A 21,899-nucleotide genomic window follows, 5' to 3' on the forward strand; every position below is an offset into this window, starting at 1 on the left:
TCCTCCTTACCCTTTGATTTCTTCAAATGTATTTGCGTGTTTATGTGTACCGAATGTCTGGAAAACATGCTTTTGATAAAGTGGATACACAGGTCGACGAGCCAGTTCATTGATAATGACACTGTTTCGGTACGCCCCTAGCCCTAAATCTGGTGCGCCTACTCCATGTGTATGAAGCTCTGCATTTTGTACAAAAATATCATTTTCACCTAATGTGTTTGTTTTCAATCGATATTCACGTTCAACCTGGAAGCGTCCTTGATGATCCCACTGAATATGATGGGAAATCGGATCAATAAATGGCGGTAATACAGATTGATAGCCCGTTGCCAAGACGACAATGTCTGTCTCATGCGTAAAGGATTCCTCTTTGACCCATTGATTGCATGAAAGCGATAAGCCGTCCCTCGTTTCCTCAATCAAATTGACTTCCGTCATCGCCTGCAGCACGGTGTTCAGCTGCTCTCCGCAAGCAGAACGTTCATAAAGCAAGTGATAAATATCTCGGATCATCGCTGAGCTGATGCCTTTATACAGCAAATCTTGCTGCTTTAATAGCGCATCTTTTTTAGGCTGAGGAAGCTCATAAAAGAAATCAATATAGTCTGGAGAGAAATACTCAAGACCCAAATTTGAATATTCCATTGGGAAAAACCCTTTAGAGCGTGTAAACCAATGAATATCCTTCGCCTCATCGTCTGATAAAATGTCATAGAATACTTCTGCCGCACTTTGACCAGAACCGATGACCGTCACGGATTTTCCTTTAAAACAGCCTTCTTTCTTTCGTTTCAAGTAATCAGCAGAATGAAACACCCGATCCCCTAAAGCTGGCTGAAGAGGTGCTGGTACCGCAGGCTGTGTGCCGATACCTAAAACAAGATGCTTACTTTCAAACACCTCTACCGTTTGATCTTTCACATGACGGACATGCACTTCATATCGTTTTTCTCCAGCTTTTTCAACGATGGAGACAGATTCGACATTCATGCCAAATCGACAAGAATCTAATTGATCCGCGACCCAGCGGCAATAATGGCTATATTCCTTGCGCGGGATATGGAAGTCTTCTAGAAAGTAAAATGAATACAAACGGTTTTGTTCCTGCAAATAGTTGAGAAAGCTATATTTACTTTTCACATCTGCCATACTGACAAGATCCGCTAAAAAAGGGACTTGAAGTGTTGTCCCTTCAATGAGCATACCTGGATGCCAGTGGAACGCTTCACTTCTTTCAAAAAACAAAGCGTCAATTTCATCTACTTCTTCAGATAATGCAGCAAGCCCTAGGTTAAATGGTCCAATGCCAATCCCAATGACATCCACTACATTATTTTGCTTGTTGAACCGCGTCATGGTTATACTTCCTTTCAAATGGATCTCGATGACAAAACATCAAAAGACCTGTTTTATCTGGTAAAGTGACTGGTTTCACACGTTCGAATCCACACTTTTCAAAGACATGAATCATTTTTTCGTTCCGAATATCTGGCTCAGCCACGATTTTTTCTGTTCGTTTGTTCTGCTCAAACTGAAATGCTGTCATGGCTTGAAGCAGCGGAGCCGCAAATCCTTTCCCTACATAATCTGGCTCTCCAATTAACAGGTGAATGCCTTGATCATGCGGAGAAGGCTGATAGTACGATTCAATGATATCCCCTTTCACATTGTATGCTTCAAAATAGCTCATCGGCGTGCCATCAATGGTTCCTAAATAAAGGGTTTGATGCGGATCATGAATGGCCTGATAAAAGTGCTTTTCAAAAGCAGGAAATGGAATATTCAAATGCCAAAATGGGTAGACATACTCTTCTTGCATCCACTTGTGGACAAGCTGGACGTCCCGTTCATATTCAGCGCGAATGAACCCAATTCGATGCCTCATCCAATCAGCGCCTCCTTATGTAAAAAGAGCGGATTCAACACAGACGTGTACCTGGATTGAGTTTCTAAAGAACCGGTCAGCTCATCCATATCTTCAAACCGCGTGAGTAAGTTCGCTTTTGAAGGCAGCTCCTGTGACCGAAGAAGACTGTTCGTCAGCTCAGATGCACCATATGTCTCTTCATGCGCAAGCAGTGTGTCTCTAATCAGGGCTAATAAATCTTCTTCTTTTGCAAGCCCCTCTGTACCAAAACCATTCACAAGACCAAACAAATGATTAAAGAAGAAATAGTAACGCAGTCTCTCAACCGCTACATCGTCTGCACAAATGGTTTCACTTCTGACGCTTAAGTTTTGAACAAGCTTCGCAAGCTGATCCTTTTTCGATTCGCTATAATAGTAGCCTTGATTGTCACGATAATAGAATGTGTGTGGATATCCATTCTTTAGCTGTACGACAGCATTTTGCTGATGGGCTTCAAGGGCAAGTCCATACGTTTCAAACAACCAAAGCATCGGCTCTAACGCAATCGATAAATATTGTGTGAACCAATCACGGCTGACATCTTCTGTTGATCTGCCTTCAGCATCGGCTAATTCATTGATAATGCCTGAAAGCCTTGATTTTCCTCCGTATGCATGATCCTGACATAGCCCTGCAATTAAGCTTGCCCCTTTTTCATGATGCAAAAATGGATTTTGACGAATGACGACTTCAAAGCCAGATTCCGCCTCATCCCCTTGAATAGATAGATACGCAGGATCTTCAATCACACGGAATCCAGAGAATTTGTCATATAAAGAAACGCCTAATTCTGTTTTTAAGATACGAGACATCTCAACTCCACGATCAAGTTCCTTTTGTTTGTTAACGCGTAAAGAGTTTGTGATCTTTACAGGGACAGAGAATTTAAGCATGTACGCAGAGTCTTTTTGATAGACCGTTCTAAAGGAAGATGTCGCTGTGTATTCAGATCCTAGCGGCCCTAAATACGTCAACATCCCGTCCTCTATATAACGCTTGACGAACGCTTTCTCCATGACCACTTGGACTTGTAGCGGATGAATCGGAATCAGGACATATTCACCGCCTTCTGTTAACGTCGTCAGTCTCTCTTTTTCTTCTGGCATCTGGCGCATGAGCTCCTCAAACATGAGACTTGCCGCAGATTGTGAAAGAGAAGAATCCTGAAGCACAATTGAAGGATGTGCTTTAAAGTAATGAAGCTGGAAAGAGCCTTTCAGCTCAGGAGAATAAATAGCTTCCTCCTCTTCTGTCATTCCTTGTCTGCTTTTTGGTGTAGGATGCGTTAAATGCCCAAGAAGAAGTGACTGCTCCGCTTCAATATATTCAAAATCAGCTGAAGAAAGAGCCGCTCGATCACTTTCTCTCTCTCTGATGAATCGTTCAATATTCCGGCAGCTTAAAATGATGCGAAGCATGAACTCATCCTCTGCATCTGTGCGGCCATATTCAATGAGAAGTTCCTTTGAACATAAAGCAACAAGTGTGGTGTAATCGATGATCGTTCCCTGTTGCTCACTGCCGTGCGGGCGAAAGCGAACGGGAAAATCAAAGAGATGACGGCCTACAGGCGAAAAATATCGAATCGGAATGACAAGCTCAAGATCTTGTTTTGCTAATGCTGCTACAAATACAAGTGAGCCGTCTGCTTTTGTCTCTTTCTTTGCAGATCGATCAATTCCTGTTTCACGTAAAAAACAGTTTAAAAAGCTTTGCATCGTTGCATTTTCAGCCATTTGTTTATATTGACTCAACGTAGTACCCTCCCGGATTGAATATGAGCGATCCCGATATCAACAATGTCAGAAAGGATTTCCTCAATATGTGTAATAGTCGTTCTCGGATTTAACAAAGTGAATTTTAAGCAAGTTTGACCATCGGCTACTGTTTTTGCTACGACAGCCGTTCCTGTTTGGAAAAGTGTGCGATGAATGATTTTATTGATGTCCTCTGCTTGATGATCATCTATAAAACGAAACACGACTGCATTGATTTCTGGATCAGGATTGATCACCTCAAGATGCTCATTTTTCTCAATCAACGTAGCCACATCTTTCGCAAAATGGATGGTATGGTCAATGATACTTGCAAATCCTTCTTCTCCAATCATACGCAGAGAGAGAAGGAGTTTTAGCGCATCAAACCGGCGCGTCGTCTGAACAGATTTATTCACGAGATGCAGAATGCCTTCCAGTTCATCTTCCTTTGGATTGAGATAATCTGCATGGTAATCAATCAAACCAAAATGTCTTTTATCCTTTAGTAGAAATGCCCCGCAGGAGATCGGCTGATAAAATTGCTTATGAAAGTCGATCGTGATCGAATCAGCCAGCTCGATGCCATCTAATTTTCCTCGGAACGTTTTGCTTAATACAAGCCCTCCTCCATAGGCAGCATCTGCATGAATCCACAAACCGAAAGGCTTCACCATGTCATATATGTCATGTACAGGATCAATACTGCCAAAATCAGTTGTCCCGCAAGTCGCCACGACTGCAAATGGAAGCAAATCCTGCTCCTTAAGCTCCATAAGCTTCTTCTGCAAATCATGCAGGTCCATTCGGTGATGTTCGTCCGTCTCAACTAACACAACAGCCTGTTCACCTAAACCTAGCTGAGATGCTGATTTTTTCACAGTGAAGTGGGCATTCTTGGAGCAAAGAATCCGCATACGGTTTGCCTCGCTCGGCAACCCTTTCTGCTGTACATTCCATTGCCATGTGTTTTCGCAAAATGCATCTCTTGCTAAAAGCAGTCCCATGTAGTTAGATTGGGTTCCACCGCTCGTAAAGGTCCCATCTGCTCGTTCTCCATAAGAAAACTTTTCACATAACCACTTGAGGATTTCCTCCTCAACCAAAGATGCAATGCCGCTTTGATCAAAGGAATCCATTGATTGGTTAAAGGAACTTACGATCACCTCTGCTGCCAGAGCAGGGATTAGAGGTGGGCAATGCAAATGTGCCAGGCATTTAGGATGTGACACATCCACTAAATGCGGTAAAAGGTGATTTTTTATATCTTGAAAAACAGACTCAATGGATTCACCAGCCGGTTGAATCTGGAATAACGATTCGACATGAGCCGCTAATTTCCCAGGCAATATTCCGCTATACGGTCCTCTGCTTGTTTGCCACTCTGCCAGTAAGCTATCGATGGATGTGTAGAGTGCCGCTTGGAAGGACTCCCTCCCAAGCTGGCTTTGTTGAATAAATAATGAATCGACAGACGGTTTAGTTGACTGCATCGTAAACTGCCTCTTTAAAAATCGTGATGACTTTTTCAAGCTGTTCTTCTGTCATGATCAAAGGCGGTAAGAATCGAATCACACTTCCAAAACGGCCTCCTGTCTCCACAATTAAGCCTTTATCAAAACAATTCTTTTGAATGAGACTGGCTAGCTCTGGATTTGCTGGATAACTGCCGTCCACATCCTGTTTCTCATCTGGATTCACAACTTCAACACCAATCATTAATCCTCTTCCTCGCACATCACCGAGAGCAGGCACTTGTTTTTGAATGTCTTTTAGATTCGCCTGCATACGCTGACCAAGCGCTTCTACATGATCAAGCAGATTGGTTTCTTTTATATATTTAAGCGTAGCAGTTCCAGCTGCCATCGCCATTTGATTTCCTCTAAACGTGCCAATGTGTGCACCTGGATTCCATTGATCTAAGTCTTTGTCATAAATCACAACGGATAGCGGAAGGCTTCCCCCAATTGCTTTTGATAACACAATGACATCTGGCACAATACCAGCATGTTCAAAGGCAAACATCTTACCCGTTCGGCCGATGCCTGATTGAACCTCATCAATAATAAGTGGAATTCCTTTTTCTTTTGTGATTCGTCTCATTTCTTGTATCCATTCAATTGATGCCGGGATGGAGCCGCCCTCCCCTTGCACCGCTTCAAAGATCATGCCTGCTGGCGGAAGAATTCCACTCTCAGGATCATTTAATACACGCTCAATATAAGAACTGGAAATGCGATGTGAGTCTTTACCGCCGATTCCAAATGGGCAGCGGTATTCATACGGATAAGGCAGGAAGTGAACATCTGGCATTAATCCTTGTACTTTTTCTTTTGGCGATAAGTTGCCGCTTAATGACATCGTGCCATGCGTAGCACCATGATATGCTCCGTGGAATGATAGAATGGAACGATTTCCCGTCGCTGTCTTGACTAATTTAATTGCTGCTTCTATAGCATCACCACCAGTTGGTCCACAAAATTGAATTTTTGCTCTTTTTGCAAACTCTTCTGGCAAGTGAGAAAAAATCTCATTCACAAATTCTTCTTTAATCTCTGAAGTGATGTCCAGCGTATGCAACGGTCTTTTTTCATGAAGCATACGTTCAATAGCATCTATAACAACCGGGTGATTGTGACCAAGGGCAAGTGTTCCTGCACCTGCTAGGCAGTCATAAAATTCTCTACCATCTGCATCTGTCACGATCATACCTTCGGCTTTTTGCATGGCTAATGGGAACCGTCTCGGGTAAGACCTTGCATTAGATTCTCTTTGACTTTGTTGCTCTAAAAATTGCTGATTTTTAGAAACGGTTTTGATGGACATAATAAAACACTCCTCCAATTGATAAAGATTATCATTTTCATTTACTAGCCTAGAGGATGTAAGATACGAAAGTCAATTGTATTCAAAAAGATGATTCTAAAAGCATATGAATGCTATATTCTCTTTTTAACGAGTAATTTCGTGTATTTTTTACAAACATCTACAGCCATAAGGGCGATGTAACGTTTGAGTATGAAAAATATTGAAAAAAATTACAAAACAATTCTCCTGGTTCTTTTGCTCTATGCGTTGTAGCTCCCTTGCTTGATACGCGACGGCCGAATGAAATGAATGCAGTAAAACAAAAAATGAACGTTATTTTATCTTGATATAAATGGTTATGGTGGTATAATTTCTCTGAAACGAAAGGGAATCGAGGGAGATCTGATGATTTTAACGAAGCATGACCTTCACCACTACTTGGCACAAGATCAGAAAGCACTTGCCATCAATCGAAAAAGACCAAAGTGGCTTGGGGATGATATTTGGAAATATCAAAGATATTTACGAAAATATGAGTACTATACGAATAGCGGTGCTACGTTGCGCAAATGGTTTTATCGTTACTTACATAAAAAGAAAGGCATGCAGCTTGGCTTTGATATCCCAATTGGTGTATTTGGACCTGGGCTCAGAATCAACCATACTGGGCTGTTGATTGTGAACAAGCATGCCAAAATCGGAGCGTTTTGTGATATTCATCAAGGTGTGAATATCGGTCAAAACCATCATGAAAAAGATGTGCCCGTCATCGGAGATCATGTATGGATCGGCCCTGGCGCTAAACTGTTTGGAAACATTTATATTGCGAATCATATTTCCATCGGAGCAAATGCTGTAGTGAATCGCTCCTTTCATGAAGAACGGATTGTCATTGCAGGTGTCCCTGCTCAAAAAATAAAAGAAAAAAACCCTTCTTTATGAAGGACTTACTTGATCAAAACAGTGAGCCACATGAGATAAAATAAGATGGTTAAACATGAGGATCATCATGCCTGAGCCCAACACCTTTTATCCTTATGATGCTATGGCGCCATCAAACCATCAATCGGTAGCAACTTGAAGTGAAAAAAATCGCCACAGCCGTACTCTCTAATTTGCGTTGGAGTACCCGAAGACCAGCATGAGAAAGTACAAGACAAAGACGAGGATGGCAATCGCATAGATGAGAATGGACACAATCAGTACTGTCCAGCCCAACCCTTTTCTTCCTGTTTGAATGAGATATATTCCAAGTGTGAAGAGCCCGAGTAAAAGACCTAAGATGGCCCATAACCATTTATTTTTCCCGTGTTTTGGTGCATCAACGAATAGGTAGATTGCGACTAAGATGGATACAAACCAACCTGTAATCCATTTCACATTCATCCGCCACCCTTCTTTTTCAATTTATTGAATCTTACTATACTTTTTTCCTAATCTTAAAAACAACTATTCAAATGAATGATTCGGAAGGCTTTGCCATTCTTCTCTCAGCATCCCATACCGCATCGAATCATAATACTCCCCTTGATAGTAACGTACCTTACGCAGTCTTCCCTCAAGGATAAACCCGCATTTCTCTGCGCAACGCATCATGCGTTCATTTCCAGACCAGGTGGTCAGGCCGATGCGTGGGATATCAATGTGTGAAAAGAGTTCATCGATCCATAGACGCAATGCCTTTGTACCAACGCCCCCATTCCAAAAACGTGAGTCATAAATAAGAATCCCACACTCCAGCCAGCGTGTGCGTTCATTCTCCCAATAATAAGAAACTGTGCCCTTTAATTCACCTCCGACATCAATGCCAAATAGTTTTGGCAGGACAGAATCATCCTGTAAATAGCGTTTTTTAAATGCAGCAAGCGATATGTCATGTTCAATAAAATACGGAGCATTCCACTTTCGATAGGCCTGATCTGGTGCTTTAAACCTTAAATGCCATACCACTTCTAAATCGGTTTCGTCTAATGGACGTATGCTCACAATCTCTTCTTTTTTTCCTTTCATCTGTTCACGTTCCTTTACTTTGTCGTTCTTTTAGCAAGATGACGATACTCGATAGGCCTCATGCCTTCATTTTGCCGAAACAGCTTTGAAAAATAAGTAGGGTCATCAATGCCTACATGTTCTGCAATGAGAGCTATTTTTTCATTCGTTGAAGCAAGCAGGCTTTTGGCTTTTTCAATTTTGAGTCGATTGATGTACTGGCTCGGCGTCAGTCCGTACACGGTCTGCATGCACCTTGTCATGTAATCAGGATGATAATGGAGAATCTCTGCCAGCTTCTCCATCTGTAATTTTTGCGTAAAATGACGTTCAAGATAGTGAACCACTTCTGAAGCGACAGTCTCCTTTGCACTTGGAATATGAAATGCTTCTTTTTGTAAATGAATGAGCATTTCCTCAAATTGAAGCTGCTTTTTGAGCTGAAGTTCAGACGCATCATCATTTAAAGCGCGCATCGCTGAAAGATGCTTCTGTAGCACGCTTCCCCCTTTCACTTTTCCTTTTCGGGGCAGACGAAATTCATAGCTTGCTACTTTTTCAAAAGTGGCTTGATTTTGCTTCATGTCAAACCAGTGTTCTCTCGGCCGATCTGTAAACTCAAATGAATCAATTGAAAAATGCAGCCACTCATAAAGTGTTTCTTCTTTGCATGGAAGATGTCCACCATGGGCAAGTCCCGGTGATAAAATGATATATTCTCCCTCTTTTACGTGATGAGGCACCTCGTCTTCTGTGATCCACAGTTCACCTTTCGTGACATAAAGAAGATCAAATACGGTGAAAATTCTGGAGATATGTCGTTCTCCTGGATGGAATACACCTTTGCCTGAAGCAATATAGACTGGAAATGGCGGTACAGTAAATGTAATAAACGGACCCATATTCATCCCCTTATGAAGTCGGATTTCTCCAATAAGTTTCGGTTTCATCTCTTCTTATTATAGTCGATGCAAGGTACACTATAAATCGGATTTATACGAAAGAAGGTGATGTGATGAAACCACAAGCACTCACAATACAAAAGGTTCAAGCCAAAAGTGAAAAATTCCACCCTTCATTATTTGCATTAACTTGGCCTATTTTTATCGAAATCTCTTTATATATGCTGATGGGGAGCGCAGATACACTGATGCTCAGCCAGTATTCTGACAATAGTGTTGCCGCAGTAGGGGTTAGTAATCAGCTATTAAATCTATTGATTGTGATGTTCAGCTTCATTACGACTGGGACGACGATTGTCATTGCGCAGCTTTTAGGAGCGGGCCGCAAGCAGGAAGCGACCCAAGTTGCCTATGTATCACTAGGCACTAACTTCCTCATTAGCTTTGTGATCAGTCTTCTTATGTTTGTGTTAGCTGTGCCCATCCTGACTATGATGGGATTATCTAGCGAGCTCATGCCAGATGCAACCGTCTTTTTACAGATTGTCGGCCTGCTTTCTTTTATTCAGGCGCTCATTATGACCTATAGTGCTATTTTAAAAAGCTATGGATTCACGAGAGATACGATGTATGTCACCATCGGTATGAATCTGTTAAACGTTGCTGGTAATTATTTGGTCATCTTTGGACCATTTGGCTTCCCTGTATTAGGTGTCATGGGTGTTGCTCTTTCCACATCATTTGCACGGTTAATCGGTCTAACAGCCATGATTCTCATTGTTCGACACCGCATTGGATTGCGGTTTTCATTCAAGCGAATGTTTTACATCCAGCGAACGCATTTGAAAAAACTGCTAAAAATCGGCATTCCTTCTGCTGGAGAACAGCTTTCTTATAATGGCTCTCAAATGATTATTACGCTGTTTATCACATTTATGGGCACGCAAGCACTGGCAGCAAAAGTCTATACCCAGAATTTGATGATGTTCATTATGTTATTTGGTGCCGCCATTAGCCAAGGAACGCAAATCTTAATTGGGCGCCTGATCGGGGCGAAAGAATTTGATGCGGCCTATCGAAGATGCATGAAAAGCTTATACTGGGCCATTGCCATCTCGCTTCTTTCTTCTACTGCTTTATCTTTATCATCGACGCATTTACTTACTTTTTTCACTAGCAACAGTGAGATCATTCAAATCGCGAGCCTCCTCCTCATATTGACGATTATTTTAGAGCCTGGACGTTCTTTTAATATGGTCATCATCAACTCCTTGCGGGCAGCTGGTGACGCGAAGTTTCCAGTCTATATGGCGATGATTTCAATGTGGGGCATCGGCCTTCCGATCGCTTATTTATTAGGCATTCAACTTGAGATGGGCCTGATCGGGGTTTGGATTTCTTTTATCGTGGATGAATGGGTAAGAGGTATCTTCATGTATAGGCGGTGGCGTTCAAGGGTGTGGACGGAGTATCGGTTTACTTCCACATAAAAAGGACTGCGGGTGCAGTCCTTTCAGATTGTTGACAAAGGGCTAAAATGAACTTTATTTTAGCCCTTTGTCTTCTTTTCAGCGTGATAGAAAACCTTTGCAGCCCTAGGAAGGACGAGCATCGGCGTGGAGCGAATTTAACATTCGTGAGCACCGAAGCGCAGGACTGACACCGAATGCGAGGGTTTGTCTACACGCTGAAAGGGCTAAAACGAACTTTATTTTACCCCTTTGTCTTCTTTTCATTACGTAATATCTTCTAAAATAAGTGCTTTTTCTTGTGTTGAAATATATGACCGCTTCGTAAAGACGCGGTATTCGTTTTCTCTAGTTTTATCTAAAATAGCCTTATAAAAGTGAGCAGCTGCTTTCACCGGTATCCTTGAATAAAGTGGGAATTCATGTAGATGGTCAAAAAATTCCTCATAGTACGCCTCTGCCTCAAACGCAATATATTCCCATACGTGCTGGAAGGCTTGATTGACGATCCCTTCTTGTAATTCTTGCTCTGTATACCCAAATTGATCCATGACTTGTTTTGGCAAATAAATGCGGTTCCTTTCCGCCTTATCCTCACCAATGTCTCGAAGAATATTGGTCAACTGCATGCCAATCCCAAGGGAAATCGCTGCTTCTTTTAGCTGTTCTTTTTTACGCGGTGCAATGATCGGAAGCAGCATTAATCCAACTGTACTTGCGACATGATAGGAATAGATGAGCAGTTCATCTAACGTTTCATACCGGTGCTGCTCTAAATCCATCTCCTGTCCTCGCAGCAGGTCACGGAATGGGGATTCATCCATACGAAACTGTTGAAATGTATACTCCAGCGCCACCCACATTGGATCATCACGATCTACTTCTCCTTGCAAGAAACGTTCAAATGCCTCCTGAAAAGACGCCAGTTCTTCCTTTGGTGAAGGAGACTCATCTACAATGTCATCCGCTCTCCTACAAAAGGAATAAACAGCCCAAACAGCCTGTCTTTTCTTTTTAGGCAGCATGGAAAAGGCACGATAAAACGTTTTTGAATGGGTTTGAATGGTCTCTTCACATATTTTCAATGCTGTTTGCACATCAACCACTTAGCTTCACTTCCTTTCTGTTGTTCAGCTCTTTAAGCAGTACAGAAGCCATGAGCTTTGCACTTTGCATCACGATCGGTACACCGCCGCCGGGATGGATGGAAGCACCTACCGCATATAGATTGTCTACATCTGCAACCTTTACTTGCGGGCGAAACACACCTGATTGAAACAAATTAGGAGCGAGTCCAAAGCTGCCGCCTTCAAACAATCCTTCTCGCATTGAATCATTCGGTGTTCTCACCTTTTGCCAGACAACCGCCTCTCGCAGCTGTGGAAAGCCTCTTTTCTCGAGACGCTCCACCATTTTATCCACAAAGTCTGTCTCTTGTTCCCAGTTGATGTGATCTCCTGATGGAACAGGAATGAGCATATATAGGACACTGCTGCCTTCTGGGGCAAGGGATGGATCGATGGTCGATGGATTAAACGTATAAAATGATGGATCTTGAGGTATCGTTTTCGTTTGGAACACCTCTCTCATATGCTGATCAAAGTGTTCTCCCATGAAAAATTGATGAACAGGTGCTTCATCGTATACTTTGTTTAACCCTAGATACACCATCACGCAGCCGGAGGATGGAACGTATTTACGCCGGTCTTGTTCACCTAAACCAAGCTGTTTTAACGCCGCTGGATAATCTCCGTTCATCACAAATGCATCAGCTGCTATGTGCTCATCATTTATTTTTGCCTTGACCACACGTTTCCCCTCAAACTCAAATTGTGCGACTTCTTCACTTTTTCTTATGTGTACACCCGTCTTTAAGAGCTGTCTCTCCAATATATCTACTAAACTCGCATATCCGCCTTTTAAATAGTAAATTCCGTGTGCGTGCTCACTATATGAAACAAGCGAATAAATGGCGGATGCTTCATACGGATTTCCTCCGACATAGAGGGTTTGAAGTGCATATGCATCTCGGAGGCGCTCATCCGAAAAATATTTTTTGAGAGAACTTTGAACGGTTCGATATGCTTTTAATTTCATTAAAATCTTCATGTTCGCTTTTGTAAAAAAGGTTCGTTTTTCATGAAATGATTTTTCTAGAAAAGCTTCCTGCCCTTCTTGAAACCGATCCGTCATTTCTTGCATAAATTTTAAATATCCCTGTTCTTCCTTTGGAAATACACGTTTGATTTCTTCTAGTTGTCGCCGTGTATCAGAGTATTTCGTGTAGGAGGTTCCATCTTGATAGTGGATCGTATACAGCGGATCGAGCTGCAAGAGATCAAGAGATGTTTCATCAATGCCTACGTCATGTAAAATGCCTTTTAACATATCAGGAAGTAGGACAATGGTCGGTCCTTCATCTACTTTATATCCTTTCTCACGTACAAAAGCAAGTCTCCCGCCGAGCCGTTCATTTTTTTCAACAAGGGTGACATCATGTCCAGCTTTTTTTAAATAGAGAGCTGAGATCATTCCGCCAATACCGCCGCCAGCAATCAATATATGTTTTTTCATGAGGCGCTCCCCTTTTCTTCATGTGGCACTCTTTTGTGCGTATGTTTCTCTTTTGACAGAATCGCATTTGTCGTGATACGCGCTGATTCTAAAATGGTTGGCAATCCGCTCCCTGGGTGGGTTCCTCCACCGACGAGCCAGCAGTGTTTCAACTCATCAAATTCATTATGCGGCCTGAGTACCATCATCTGCGTCAACTGGTGACCAAGATTAAATGTAGCTCCTTCATACACGTACAGCTCTTCTTCCCAATGCTTCGGCGTGATCATTCGCTCGACTTCGATATGCTGCCTGATATTCTTAAAGCCCGTTTTCCGCTCCAGTGTATCCAGCACAAGCTCTCTAAATTCTTCTTGATGCGCTTCCCAGTCAATACCGCTTTGATTATTGGCAACGGGTGCTAACACATAAAGAGCGGACTTGCCTTTTGGCGCAAGCGAATCATCTGTCACACTTGCATTTTGAATATAAATGGACGGATCATCCGGCAGCTCAAAGGTTTTCGTAATCTCTTTGACGAACTTCGCATAGTCATCGGAAAAAACGATGGTATGATGTGGCTCATCATATATCGTATCTAAACCTAGGTACAGCATAAAGGTGGAGCATGAGAATTTTTTCTTTTTCAGTTTCTTCTCGCTATATTTCTTTAAAAGACCCGGCTCTACAAGCTTTGTCATCACGTGTGCAAAATCACCATTTACGACGACCTCATCTGCCTGTATTTCTTCACCAGTTTCTAAGCGAATGCCCTTCACTTTCCTGCCTTCCGTCAGCAACTTCTCAACTCCAGTTGATAGATGAAGGGTAGCCCCAGATTCAACAGCTGCCTTTGCCATCGCTTCTGACAGCTGATTCACTCCGCCTTTCGGATGATAAACGCCTGTGTCATGCTCCATAAAGGAAAGAATTGAGAACGCTCCTGGGCATTCCCAAGGTGACATCCCTAAATATTTTGATTGGAATGTAAAGGCATATTTCACTGATTCATTTGAGAAATAATCCGACAGCACATCATATAAGCTTTTATTTAATGAGAGCTGAGGAAGTGCTTTGATGACTTTTGGACGCAAATAATGATGGAAACGATCCATTTTACTTTGTAGAATCGGCGTTAGGCGGTCCATTTTTCGTTTTGTGTCATTCATAAAACGTACATACCCTTCGCCCTCACCAGGTGCAAAGGCTTCTAGTCGTTTGTACATTTCGTCTCGATCTCGAATCATATCAAGCTTCTCATCTTGAAAGATTAATCTATACATTTCTTTTAATTCAATCACATCTATATAATCATAGAGATTTTTACCGGCAAAGGTGAATAGTTCCTCTGCAATATGAATCATACTGAGAAAAGTAGGACCTGTATCAAACGTGAAATCACCAAGTTGAAACTTAGAGTTACGTCCGCCAACAAAGGACTGTTTTTCATATATATGAACATCATGTCCTTTGCTTTGCAACATCATAGCTGCTGCAAGTCCCCCTGGTCCTGCTCCGATCACAATGATTTTCATTATCCTTTTTCCTCCAAATTAATTCACTTTAAGTTAATTATACAAATTAAAACTGTTAGTTCAACTTTTGATGTGCTCTAAAAGTCTCATGTTATGTATCAAAAAAGCCGACTTCCTTTCAACAAGTGCAAGAAAGCCGACCCTTTGTTATGCTTCTATATCAATTCGATATGTTTCAAACCAATGATGAATCTGTGCCAAATGGGCAATGAGCTGTGGGCCTTTCATTAACTGACCATACCAAGGGACCTGGAAAGAAGCCCCTTCCGTTTCAATCAGCTGTTTTAATTGATGTGGATCTAAAAATTCATGAAGCACAGAATCCTTTTGCGCGAGACAATCTGTTAACATCTCTTTTACCGCCTGAGTATAAGCAGGATGATGTGTTTTCGGATAAGGGCTCTTCTTGCGATAAAGCACTTCATTCGGTAAAATTCCCTCTAATGCTTTCCTCAAAACCCCTTTTTCCCGATTTCCATACATTTTCATTTCCCAAGGAATATTCCATACATACTCAACAAGACGATGATCTGCGAATGGTACACGTACCTCAAGGCTCGCCCCCATGCTCATACGATCTTTTCGATCCAGCAGTGTTGTCATAAACCAAATCATATTTAAGTAAAAAAGTTCTCTTCGGGCTTTATCTACTCCAGTTTCTCCATCTAAAAGAGGGGTTTCTGCCACGGTTTCTTCATATTTGCTTTGCGCATATTCCTTCAGTGATAATTTCTTTTGCCATGAGTCTTGAAGAAGCTGAATGCGTGCTTCCGTTGATCTCATCCACGGAAATCCATTGGTTTCGCTTGCCATGTGAAACCATGGGTAACCTCCAAAAATTTCATCTGCACATTCACCTGATAAACCAACAACAAAATCCTTTTTAATTTCTCGGCAGAACCATAGTAAGGAAGAATCAATATCTGCCATCCCCGGCAAATCTCGCACTTCAACCGCTTCTTTCAAATAAGAAGCCAGCTCTTTTTGCCCGATGATACAGCTGTGATGATTCGTTTGAAACGCTTTGGTCATTCGATCAATCCACGGCCCGTCAGCATTGGGCTGGAATTGACTTGCTTCAAAGAATTGATCATTTCCGTCGTAATCAACGGAATACGTATGCAGCGGGGCTTTCCCTATTTTCTCAAAGTGCTTGGCGGCAATGGCCGTAATGGCACTAGAATCCACTCCGCCCGATAAAAACGTACATACAGGCACATCAGAGACGAGCTGTCTTGTAACGGCATCCGTAAAGAGTTCCTTCACGTGCTGAGCGGTGTCATCAAGCGAGTCTGTATGCTGCTTGCTTTTGACATTCCAGTACCTCCACACACGCAAACCATCTTTTGAAAAGGTTAGGGCATGTGCCGGCCTCAGCTCTTTCACCCCTTTAAATACGCCTTGCCCTGGTGTTCTAGACGGCCCTAGGCCAAAAATTTCTGATAAGCCTTCATGATCGACTTTGGCTTTCATCTCAGGATGAGCCAGAAGTGCTTTGATTTCTGAACCAAACAAAAAGGAATGATGACGTTCTGTATAGAAAAATGGCTTGACACCGAGCCGGTCTCTCGCTGCAAATAATAATTCACGCTCACTATCCCAAATGACAAATGCAAAAATTCCATTAAAATGGGTCACACACTCTTCCTTCCATTCTGTATAGGCGTGAAGAAGAACCTCTGTATCAGAATGCCCAAGAAAGCGGTGCCCCCTTTTAAATAATTCTTTTCGTATATCCTCTGTGTTATAGAGTTCTCCATTGTATACCACCGTATAATCATGGTGTTGATGGGTATATGTCATCGGCTGCTTTCCGCCTTCAACATCGACAACGGCTAACCGTTTATGGCCGAAAAGAACATGCTCACTTTTCCACGTATTTGTATCATCCGGCCCTCGTTTAGATAATGTATCTGTCATTTGATTGATTACATGATCCTGTTGGATGAGCTGCTTTTTAAAGTCTGCCCAGCCTGTTATTCCACACATCATCATCAGCTCCCATCCGTTTTTCATCAAGTGTTCTCATTTAGCCTTTCTTAGTTTATGCATCGTCTCCTTGATAGTTGATTTGTCCTTTTTTCCTCCTGTGTATAGGACAAGCTTCATTTGGTAAGAAAAGAAAGAGGAAAGGAGGTTTTGCGAATGGAGAACCGCATGACATATCTTCAGCAAAACCACCCAAAATGGTGTAACGGATACTTACTGATGGAAAACGGTCATTGTCTGATTGAAGACGAAGAAGGAGACATCATGATGCCTGAAAGCCTTCAAAGTTCTATGATCTGTTTGAAAGAAAAGGATCGATGGACAAAAGGAGAATTGCTCGGGTCTGTCGTTCTTTGTGAGAATGGGAAGTTGATGGAGGTAAAAGGCGGTGAACGCATTCAATATACAGCGTCTCTTTCTAAAGGGTGGCTTGATTTGCTCATGTTCGTACCGGAAAGCGTCTTTTATCAGATCATTGACTATGTAGAACAGCTTGGCTTTTCCGTCTATGATTGTGTCTTCTCTTCCTTCCATCCTTCTCATCGCGTGTCTTTTTTTCAGTTTTCAGGAGACATGCAATCACTTGCCCTTCAATGCCACCATCATTCGGACGCAAATCAAGTTCAATTGGAATGGACGACGTCTGACGGTCACCGGCTGATGTCTCAGTTTGATCTCACATAAAAAGGGCACTGCTTTTGATAAGCAATGCCCTTTTTATCTTAAAAGATATGGAAACCGATCGGCAGACGTAAGCCGAGAAGAATGGTCACAATAGCAACCACGATAAAACCAATGAATACACCCGTCACCGATTTTCCTTTTTTCTTGCGTACCAGGACCATTTCCATGAAACCAATCACAAGAATACCAAGTATCATTTTTCCAACATACTCGCCCCCGTAACCCGGGATTTTCATTCCTGTGCGAACATACAGCTCTACACCTGTTGCAATAATAATCAAGTAGAACAGTCTTACGATCATATGCACAATTTTAGCGCCTTTATCGTTTTTACCTGCTAATGCAAAGGCAACGAAAAATAAAATAATACCTAGCACCCACGCTGTAATATGTAAATGTGTTCCCATTTGTGATTTCCCCCTTTATCAGAACAATTACCTTCTCATCGTACCACGAAATAAGTCGAACACAAAGCGACAATCCTGTGTCAACACGCCTTTATTTGACACGATTTGATAACGTCCCAATTGGTTCAATTGTTACTTCAATCTGATCGCCTGAGGCTAAAAATTTTGGCGGTTCAAAACCTTTGCCGACTCCAGAAGGTGTACCTGTTGCAATGATGTCTCCCGCTTCCAGCGTCATCCCTTTTGAAAGAGTTGACACAATGTCTTCAATTGGGAAGATCATTAATTCCGTACTGGCAGACTGACGAACCTCTCCGTTTACCTTTGTTTCCACATGGAGTGCTCCATGATCCTCGATCACTGACTTGTGAACGATATAAGGTCCCATTGGACAAGTTGTATCTAAGCTTTTTCCTATGAAAAATTGTTTGTGTTTTTTCTGCAAATCTCTTGCCGTTATATCATTTAAAATGGTGTAACCGAAAATGTAATCGCGGACCTCTTCAAGAGCAATATTCTTTCCTGTTTTGCCAATGACAATGGCAAGCTCCCCTTCGTAATCCAATTCACTTGTCACATCTTCATGGAGAAGAATGTCCGCTTCATGCCCTACAACAGAGGTAGGCGCCTTTGTAAAGATCATCACGTCTTTAGGAATATCTGCCGCACTTCCCATTTCCATGACGTGATCTTGATAGTTTTTCCCAACACACATGATGTTTTTCGTTGGTTTTGGAATCGGTGCATGGAGTGTCACGTCCGAAAGCGGATAGACATAAGAGCCGCGGTCTTCTTCTTTTTTCTCCGCCCAATCAAGAAGCTGTTTGACGTGTTCGACAAACTTGTCCCCCATGTTAATGCATTCAGATAAAGAGTTTGGCAATGTCTCCAGCTCAAATAGTTTTGCTTCTGCCTTTTTGACGTCCATCACCCATTCATCATCAATGACGACCCCGATAAACAATCTGTTATGTATCTCACCTGTAAAAAACTTCATGTCTTCCCCTCACAATCTTCATTTCACTACATTATGATGTCTCATTTTTATTTCTCTACGAAATAAAAAAAACCCTTTTTTATCATACTCTCTTTTAAAAAGGGTTTCAAAAATGAAGATCTGACATTTAGCGGTAGCGTCGATACTCCCACATATTCCCTTGATCCCATTTACGATCAACATTTCCTTGATGGCGGGAATGATGTTTTTTCTTTCCGCATCTTCGGCAAGAGTGACTCCGTTTGTGGTGATGAGAACGTTTAGATCGATGGCTGCGGTGTGATTTACGGCAGCTTTTCTTATGATGAGATCTGTATTTGCTGCGGCATGATTTTTTTGGTTCACTCTTTTTACTGCGGTATGACTTTTTGCTTTTATACGACTTTTTGCTACGGCATGACTTTTTGCTTTTATACGACTTTTTGCTGCGGTACGACTTTTTACTTTTGCATGATTTCTTGCTCTTTACACTTTTCTTTGAGCAGCGACTTTTTTTAGAGCGATAGCTTTTCTTAGAACGATAGCTTTTATGGCTTTTTTTGCTGCGATGTGACTTACGGCAGCCTCCTCCACCAAAGAACCAGTGACGGCGATTTGAATGACGAGAACGAGATGATTTGTGTGAATGTCCCGATTCTGGTTCACGATCTAAGTGATGATCACGCCCCTCGCTTCGAAGTGAATCAACTGCATGTTCAATATGCGAATGATCAAATGTGCTCACGAACAATTCCCCTCCCAAACTGTGCTCTGACAAAACAAACAGACAAAGCTGTTTATCTTCTCTGCTTTATGTTACGAGACTCGATAGACAAGTGTTCTTGGCGAATGCCTCTTTCTTAGAAAACTCCATGAATACCTACCAGAAGGTACAGGACATTCCTTCAATTTCATATAGTGGAGGAGAATAGGAGGGTGATGAATGCATGGACACAGAACCTTTAAAACAACTGGATATCTGGATTCATCCAAAAGATCTCATGGAATTAAAAAAGGACGTATGGAACGATGAACCCGTCGAGGCCATTCTGAAAACCGGCCAAACGAAGTCACATATTTATGCCTCATACCGAGGATCACACATCCGAAAACTCAAGAAAAAATCCTATCAAATTGAATATCGAAAACCAAAGCAAAGACAAGGCGAATCCCTTTTTCACTTAAATGCAGAGTACAATGATCCTTCTTTCATTCGCAACAGGCTGTCTTTTTATTTCTTTGAACAAATGGGTGTGTTCAGCCCGTCCGCTTCTCATGTGTTTCTGACCATTAATGGAAGAAAAGAAGGCATTTATTTAAAAATAGAATCTGTAGATGAGCTGTTCCTCCAAAAACGACAGCTGCATGGAGGCGGCATTTATTATGCTGTAGATGATGACGCCAATTTCTCTCTTTTAAGTTCATTTGATAAAAAGCCTAAAAAACATCTTCTTCTCGGTTATGAGAAAAAAACAGGAACACCTGAACACGACAAGCAGCTGAGTGAATTTATTTACTTTTTGAACACCGCAAGGGACGACACGTTTGCAAATAAGATTGAGCAGTATCTTGATGTGACACAATATTTCCGCTGGCTCATCGGTGTCGTGTGTACCCAAAATTTTGATGGCTTTGTTCATAACTATGCCCTTTATGTGAATGATCAAGGAAGGTTTCAAGTAATGCCTTGGGATTATGATGCGACTTGGGGTCGTGATATTCACGGAGAAGAAATGGCGTTTGATTATATTCCAGTCAGCGGTTTCAATACATTAACCGCTAGATTACTAGACATCCCTGCATTTAAAAGAGACTATTATGCCCTTTTCCAGCACGTACTAGATACACATTTTTTAGAAAAACGACTTCTCCCCATCATTGAGACATGGCATGCTTCGATTGAGCAGCGAATTGGAGATGATCCATATACGAAAAACCGACAAGACATGCTGCGTTCAGAGCGAGAATTAATCCGACAGTATATCAACAAAAGACGACGTTATTTACAAACTGAGATTAAAAAAGAGACATCGCACCTGTAAAGACACTTTCGAATTTTGTCACTTTAGTTCTCATATTGACGAAAGAGCTTTTTTTATAGAAAAATAGGGTATACTAACCATATCCTTCTATTTGATAAAAAATGTGAGAGTTGGCGTCCGTTATGATCAATTATGAAATTGAACAAAAAAGATTACATTTAATTGAGACCGCAAAAAAATTCGGAATGAATGCCGAAGAAACCATCAGGTGCAGTCAAGAGCTTGACACACTCTTAAATAAAGGCATCAAAACCACCTCTAAAGAATGCTCGAATAAAGGGTAAACCATACACTTCATTCCTCTCATCAAAGTTCTTCAAAAAGACAATCACATATTAAAAGACCCATCATAAGCTATGGTGAAACGCCCAAAAACGAAGTGCCCTATTTTTCTAAAGGATGTGCACCGCTATGCCGGCTATTGTTGGAGCCTTTAAAGTAAATGCCGTCGGAACGAGCGGAGTCGTTCATGTTGGAGATTGCATCACCATTTCTCCAAATAGTCAGGTTAAAACGTTTGCCGGCGCAGGCAGTTTTAACACTGGTGATCAATTACGCATTAGCAACTATAAAAGTGTGACAAATACGTATGATAGTGATGTCATTGATCAACCGCTTGTTGGTAACTTGTAAGGAGTGAGAATCCGTTGAACTTCTATATTAATCAAGCGATACAAATTAATTACTTACGTGTGGAGTCTGTGAGTAACTCATCCGTTCTGCAAATCGGCAGTGCTGGATCAATCAAAGCACTCTCCAATCTGTATAACACTGGTAGCTACGTAGAAGCAGCACCTGCCGCAGCAGGCACACAAGGAATTCAAGAAGCTCAGGGCGCAAGCACGGCACCTTTTGTACCGCTTCAGTCACCAACAACATAAG

General features: G+C 41.8%; 22 protein-coding genes and 1 pseudogene. 7 read left to right on the plus strand and 16 right to left on the minus strand.

Features of this window, described 5'->3' with window-relative positions:
• Nucleotides 1-6: 6 nt before the first annotated feature.
• From EBQ12_RS03865 to EBQ12_RS03885, 5 genes are read right to left on the minus strand one after another with little or no spacing between them, the layout of a single operon-like run.
• Nucleotides 7-1,356, minus strand: a complete 1,350-nt coding sequence (locus EBQ12_RS03865; protein WP_017366992.1) for a lysine N(6)-hydroxylase/L-ornithine N(5)-oxygenase family protein — start codon at nt 1,354-1,356, stop codon at nt 7-9.
• The gene (locus tag EBQ12_RS03870; protein ID WP_125589078.1) at nt 1,331-1,885 is read right to left on the minus strand and encodes a GNAT family N-acetyltransferase; all 555 of its coding nucleotides are present in this window, start codon (nt 1,883-1,885) and stop codon (nt 1,331-1,333) included. The genes EBQ12_RS03865 and EBQ12_RS03870 overlap by 26 nt, the downstream gene beginning before the upstream one ends.
• The gene (locus EBQ12_RS03875) at nt 1,882-3,663 is read right to left on the minus strand and encodes an IucA/IucC family protein (RefSeq protein ID WP_125589080.1); all 1,782 of its coding nucleotides are present in this window, start codon (nt 3,661-3,663) and stop codon (nt 1,882-1,884) included. The genes EBQ12_RS03870 and EBQ12_RS03875 overlap by 4 nt, the downstream gene beginning before the upstream one ends.
• Nucleotides 3,660-5,156, minus strand: a complete 1,497-nt coding sequence (locus EBQ12_RS03880; RefSeq protein ID WP_125589082.1) for a pyridoxal phosphate-dependent decarboxylase family protein — start codon at nt 5,154-5,156, stop codon at nt 3,660-3,662. Before EBQ12_RS03880 ends, EBQ12_RS03875 begins: the two co-directional genes overlap by 4 nt.
• Complete coding sequence (locus tag EBQ12_RS03885; protein WP_017360200.1) at nt 5,143-6,489, minus strand: aspartate aminotransferase family protein; 1,347 nt, start codon at nt 6,487-6,489, stop codon at nt 5,143-5,145. Before EBQ12_RS03885 ends, EBQ12_RS03880 begins: the two co-directional genes overlap by 14 nt.
• A 387-nt stretch (nt 6,490-6,876) precedes the next feature.
• Between EBQ12_RS03885 and EBQ12_RS03890 the strand changes: the two genes are divergently transcribed.
• Complete coding sequence (locus EBQ12_RS03890) at nt 6,877-7,413, plus strand: serine O-acetyltransferase (RefSeq protein WP_125589084.1); 537 nt, start codon at nt 6,877-6,879, stop codon at nt 7,411-7,413.
• Nucleotides 7,414-7,581: 168 nt separating this feature from the next.
• Here EBQ12_RS03890 and EBQ12_RS03895 read toward each other — a convergent pair whose 3' ends face one another.
• From EBQ12_RS03895 to EBQ12_RS03905, 3 genes are all read right to left on the minus strand, one after another.
• Nucleotides 7,582-7,857 carry a hypothetical protein gene (locus EBQ12_RS03895; protein ID WP_008348576.1) on the minus strand — a complete coding sequence of 92 codons (276 nt, stop codon included), beginning with the start codon at nt 7,855-7,857 and terminating at the stop codon, nt 7,582-7,584.
• A gap of 63 nt (nt 7,858-7,920) precedes the next feature.
• Complete coding sequence (locus EBQ12_RS03900; protein WP_035392472.1) at nt 7,921-8,481, minus strand: GNAT family N-acetyltransferase; 561 nt, start codon at nt 8,479-8,481, stop codon at nt 7,921-7,923.
• A gap of 14 nt (nt 8,482-8,495) precedes the next feature.
• Nucleotides 8,496-9,362, minus strand: a complete 867-nt coding sequence (locus EBQ12_RS03905) for an AraC family transcriptional regulator (protein WP_125589223.1) — start codon at nt 9,360-9,362, stop codon at nt 8,496-8,498.
• Between the two features lie 113 nt (nt 9,363-9,475).
• Between EBQ12_RS03905 and EBQ12_RS03910 the strand changes: the two genes are divergently transcribed.
• Nucleotides 9,476-10,852, plus strand: coding sequence for an MATE family efflux transporter (locus EBQ12_RS03910; RefSeq protein ID WP_125589086.1), 1,377 nt, complete (start codon nt 9,476-9,478; stop codon nt 10,850-10,852).
• Nucleotides 10,853-11,097: 245 nt separating this feature from the next.
• Here the strand turns inward: EBQ12_RS03910 and EBQ12_RS03915 are convergent, their stop codons facing one another.
• The 4 genes from EBQ12_RS03915 to asnB all read right to left on the minus strand — a co-directional run bounded on the left by EBQ12_RS03915 (nt 11,098) and on the right by asnB (nt 16,908).
• A complete protein-coding gene (locus EBQ12_RS03915) occupies nt 11,098-11,937 on the minus strand; it encodes a phytoene/squalene synthase family protein (protein WP_024720032.1) in 840 nt (279 codons plus the stop codon).
• The gene (locus EBQ12_RS03920; protein ID WP_125589088.1) at nt 11,930-13,405 is read right to left on the minus strand and encodes a phytoene desaturase family protein; all 1,476 of its coding nucleotides are present in this window, start codon (nt 13,403-13,405) and stop codon (nt 11,930-11,932) included. Before EBQ12_RS03920 ends, EBQ12_RS03915 begins: the two co-directional genes overlap by 8 nt.
• A complete protein-coding gene (locus tag EBQ12_RS03925; RefSeq protein WP_008348593.1) occupies nt 13,402-14,919 on the minus strand; it encodes a phytoene desaturase family protein in 1,518 nt (505 codons plus the stop codon). The genes EBQ12_RS03920 and EBQ12_RS03925 overlap by 4 nt, the downstream gene beginning before the upstream one ends.
• Before the next feature lie 147 nt (nt 14,920-15,066).
• Nucleotides 15,067-16,908 (minus strand): asparagine synthase (glutamine-hydrolyzing), encoded by a 1,842-nt coding sequence (asnB, locus tag EBQ12_RS03930; RefSeq protein ID WP_024720029.1) that lies wholly within the window; start codon nt 16,906-16,908, stop codon nt 15,067-15,069.
• 156 nt (nt 16,909-17,064) lie between these two features.
• Between asnB and EBQ12_RS03935 the strand changes: the two genes are divergently transcribed.
• Entirely contained in the window at nt 17,065-17,592 is a 528-nt protein-coding gene (locus tag EBQ12_RS03935) for a DUF2777 family protein (RefSeq protein ID WP_025207116.1), read from the plus strand.
• A gap of 38 nt (nt 17,593-17,630) precedes the next feature.
• Here the strand turns inward: EBQ12_RS03935 and EBQ12_RS03940 are convergent, their stop codons facing one another.
• From EBQ12_RS03940 to EBQ12_RS19680, 4 genes and pseudogenes are all read right to left on the minus strand, one after another.
• Nucleotides 17,631-17,999, minus strand: coding sequence for a YisL family protein (locus EBQ12_RS03940; protein WP_007499115.1), 369 nt, complete (start codon nt 17,997-17,999; stop codon nt 17,631-17,633).
• A 91-nt stretch (nt 18,000-18,090) separates the two neighbouring features.
• Nucleotides 18,091-18,996: a fumarylacetoacetate hydrolase family protein gene (locus tag EBQ12_RS03945; RefSeq protein ID WP_125589090.1), complete on the minus strand. Its 906-nt coding sequence runs from the start codon at nt 18,994-18,996 to the stop codon at nt 18,091-18,093.
• 18 nt (nt 18,997-19,014) lie between these two features.
• Nucleotides 19,015-19,341, minus strand: a complete 327-nt coding sequence (locus EBQ12_RS03950) for a hypothetical protein (RefSeq protein ID WP_125589093.1) — start codon at nt 19,339-19,341, stop codon at nt 19,015-19,017.
• Between the two features lie 328 nt (nt 19,342-19,669).
• Nucleotides 19,670-19,720 (minus strand): annotated as a pseudogene (locus tag EBQ12_RS19680) (hypothetical protein); the annotation flags it as partial.
• Between the two features lie 202 nt (nt 19,721-19,922).
• Here EBQ12_RS19680 and EBQ12_RS03960 point away from each other — a divergent pair.
• The 4 genes from EBQ12_RS03960 (at nt 19,923) to EBQ12_RS03975 (ending at nt 21,898) form a co-directional block, all read left to right on the plus strand.
• Nucleotides 19,923-21,017, plus strand: coding sequence for a CotH kinase family protein (locus tag EBQ12_RS03960; protein WP_007499119.1), 1,095 nt, complete (start codon nt 19,923-19,925; stop codon nt 21,015-21,017).
• 122 nt (nt 21,018-21,139) lie between these two features.
• Nucleotides 21,140-21,301 (plus strand): aspartyl-phosphate phosphatase Spo0E family protein, encoded by a 162-nt coding sequence (locus tag EBQ12_RS03965; RefSeq protein ID WP_008348605.1) that lies wholly within the window; start codon nt 21,140-21,142, stop codon nt 21,299-21,301.
• Nucleotides 21,302-21,428: 127 nt separating this feature from the next.
• Nucleotides 21,429-21,650, plus strand: a complete 222-nt coding sequence (locus tag EBQ12_RS03970) for a spore germination protein (protein ID WP_003211745.1) — start codon at nt 21,429-21,431, stop codon at nt 21,648-21,650.
• A gap of 14 nt (nt 21,651-21,664) precedes the next feature.
• Nucleotides 21,665-21,898 carry a spore germination protein GerPB gene (locus EBQ12_RS03975; protein ID WP_017360215.1) on the plus strand — a complete coding sequence of 78 codons (234 nt, stop codon included), beginning with the start codon at nt 21,665-21,667 and terminating at the stop codon, nt 21,896-21,898.
• Nucleotide 21,899 lies beyond the last annotated feature (1 nt).

It is taken from the genome of Bacillus sp. 2B09, from assembly GCF_003946835.1.
Taxonomy (GTDB): Bacteria; Bacillota; Bacilli; order Bacillales; family Bacillaceae; genus Bacillus; species Bacillus altitudinis.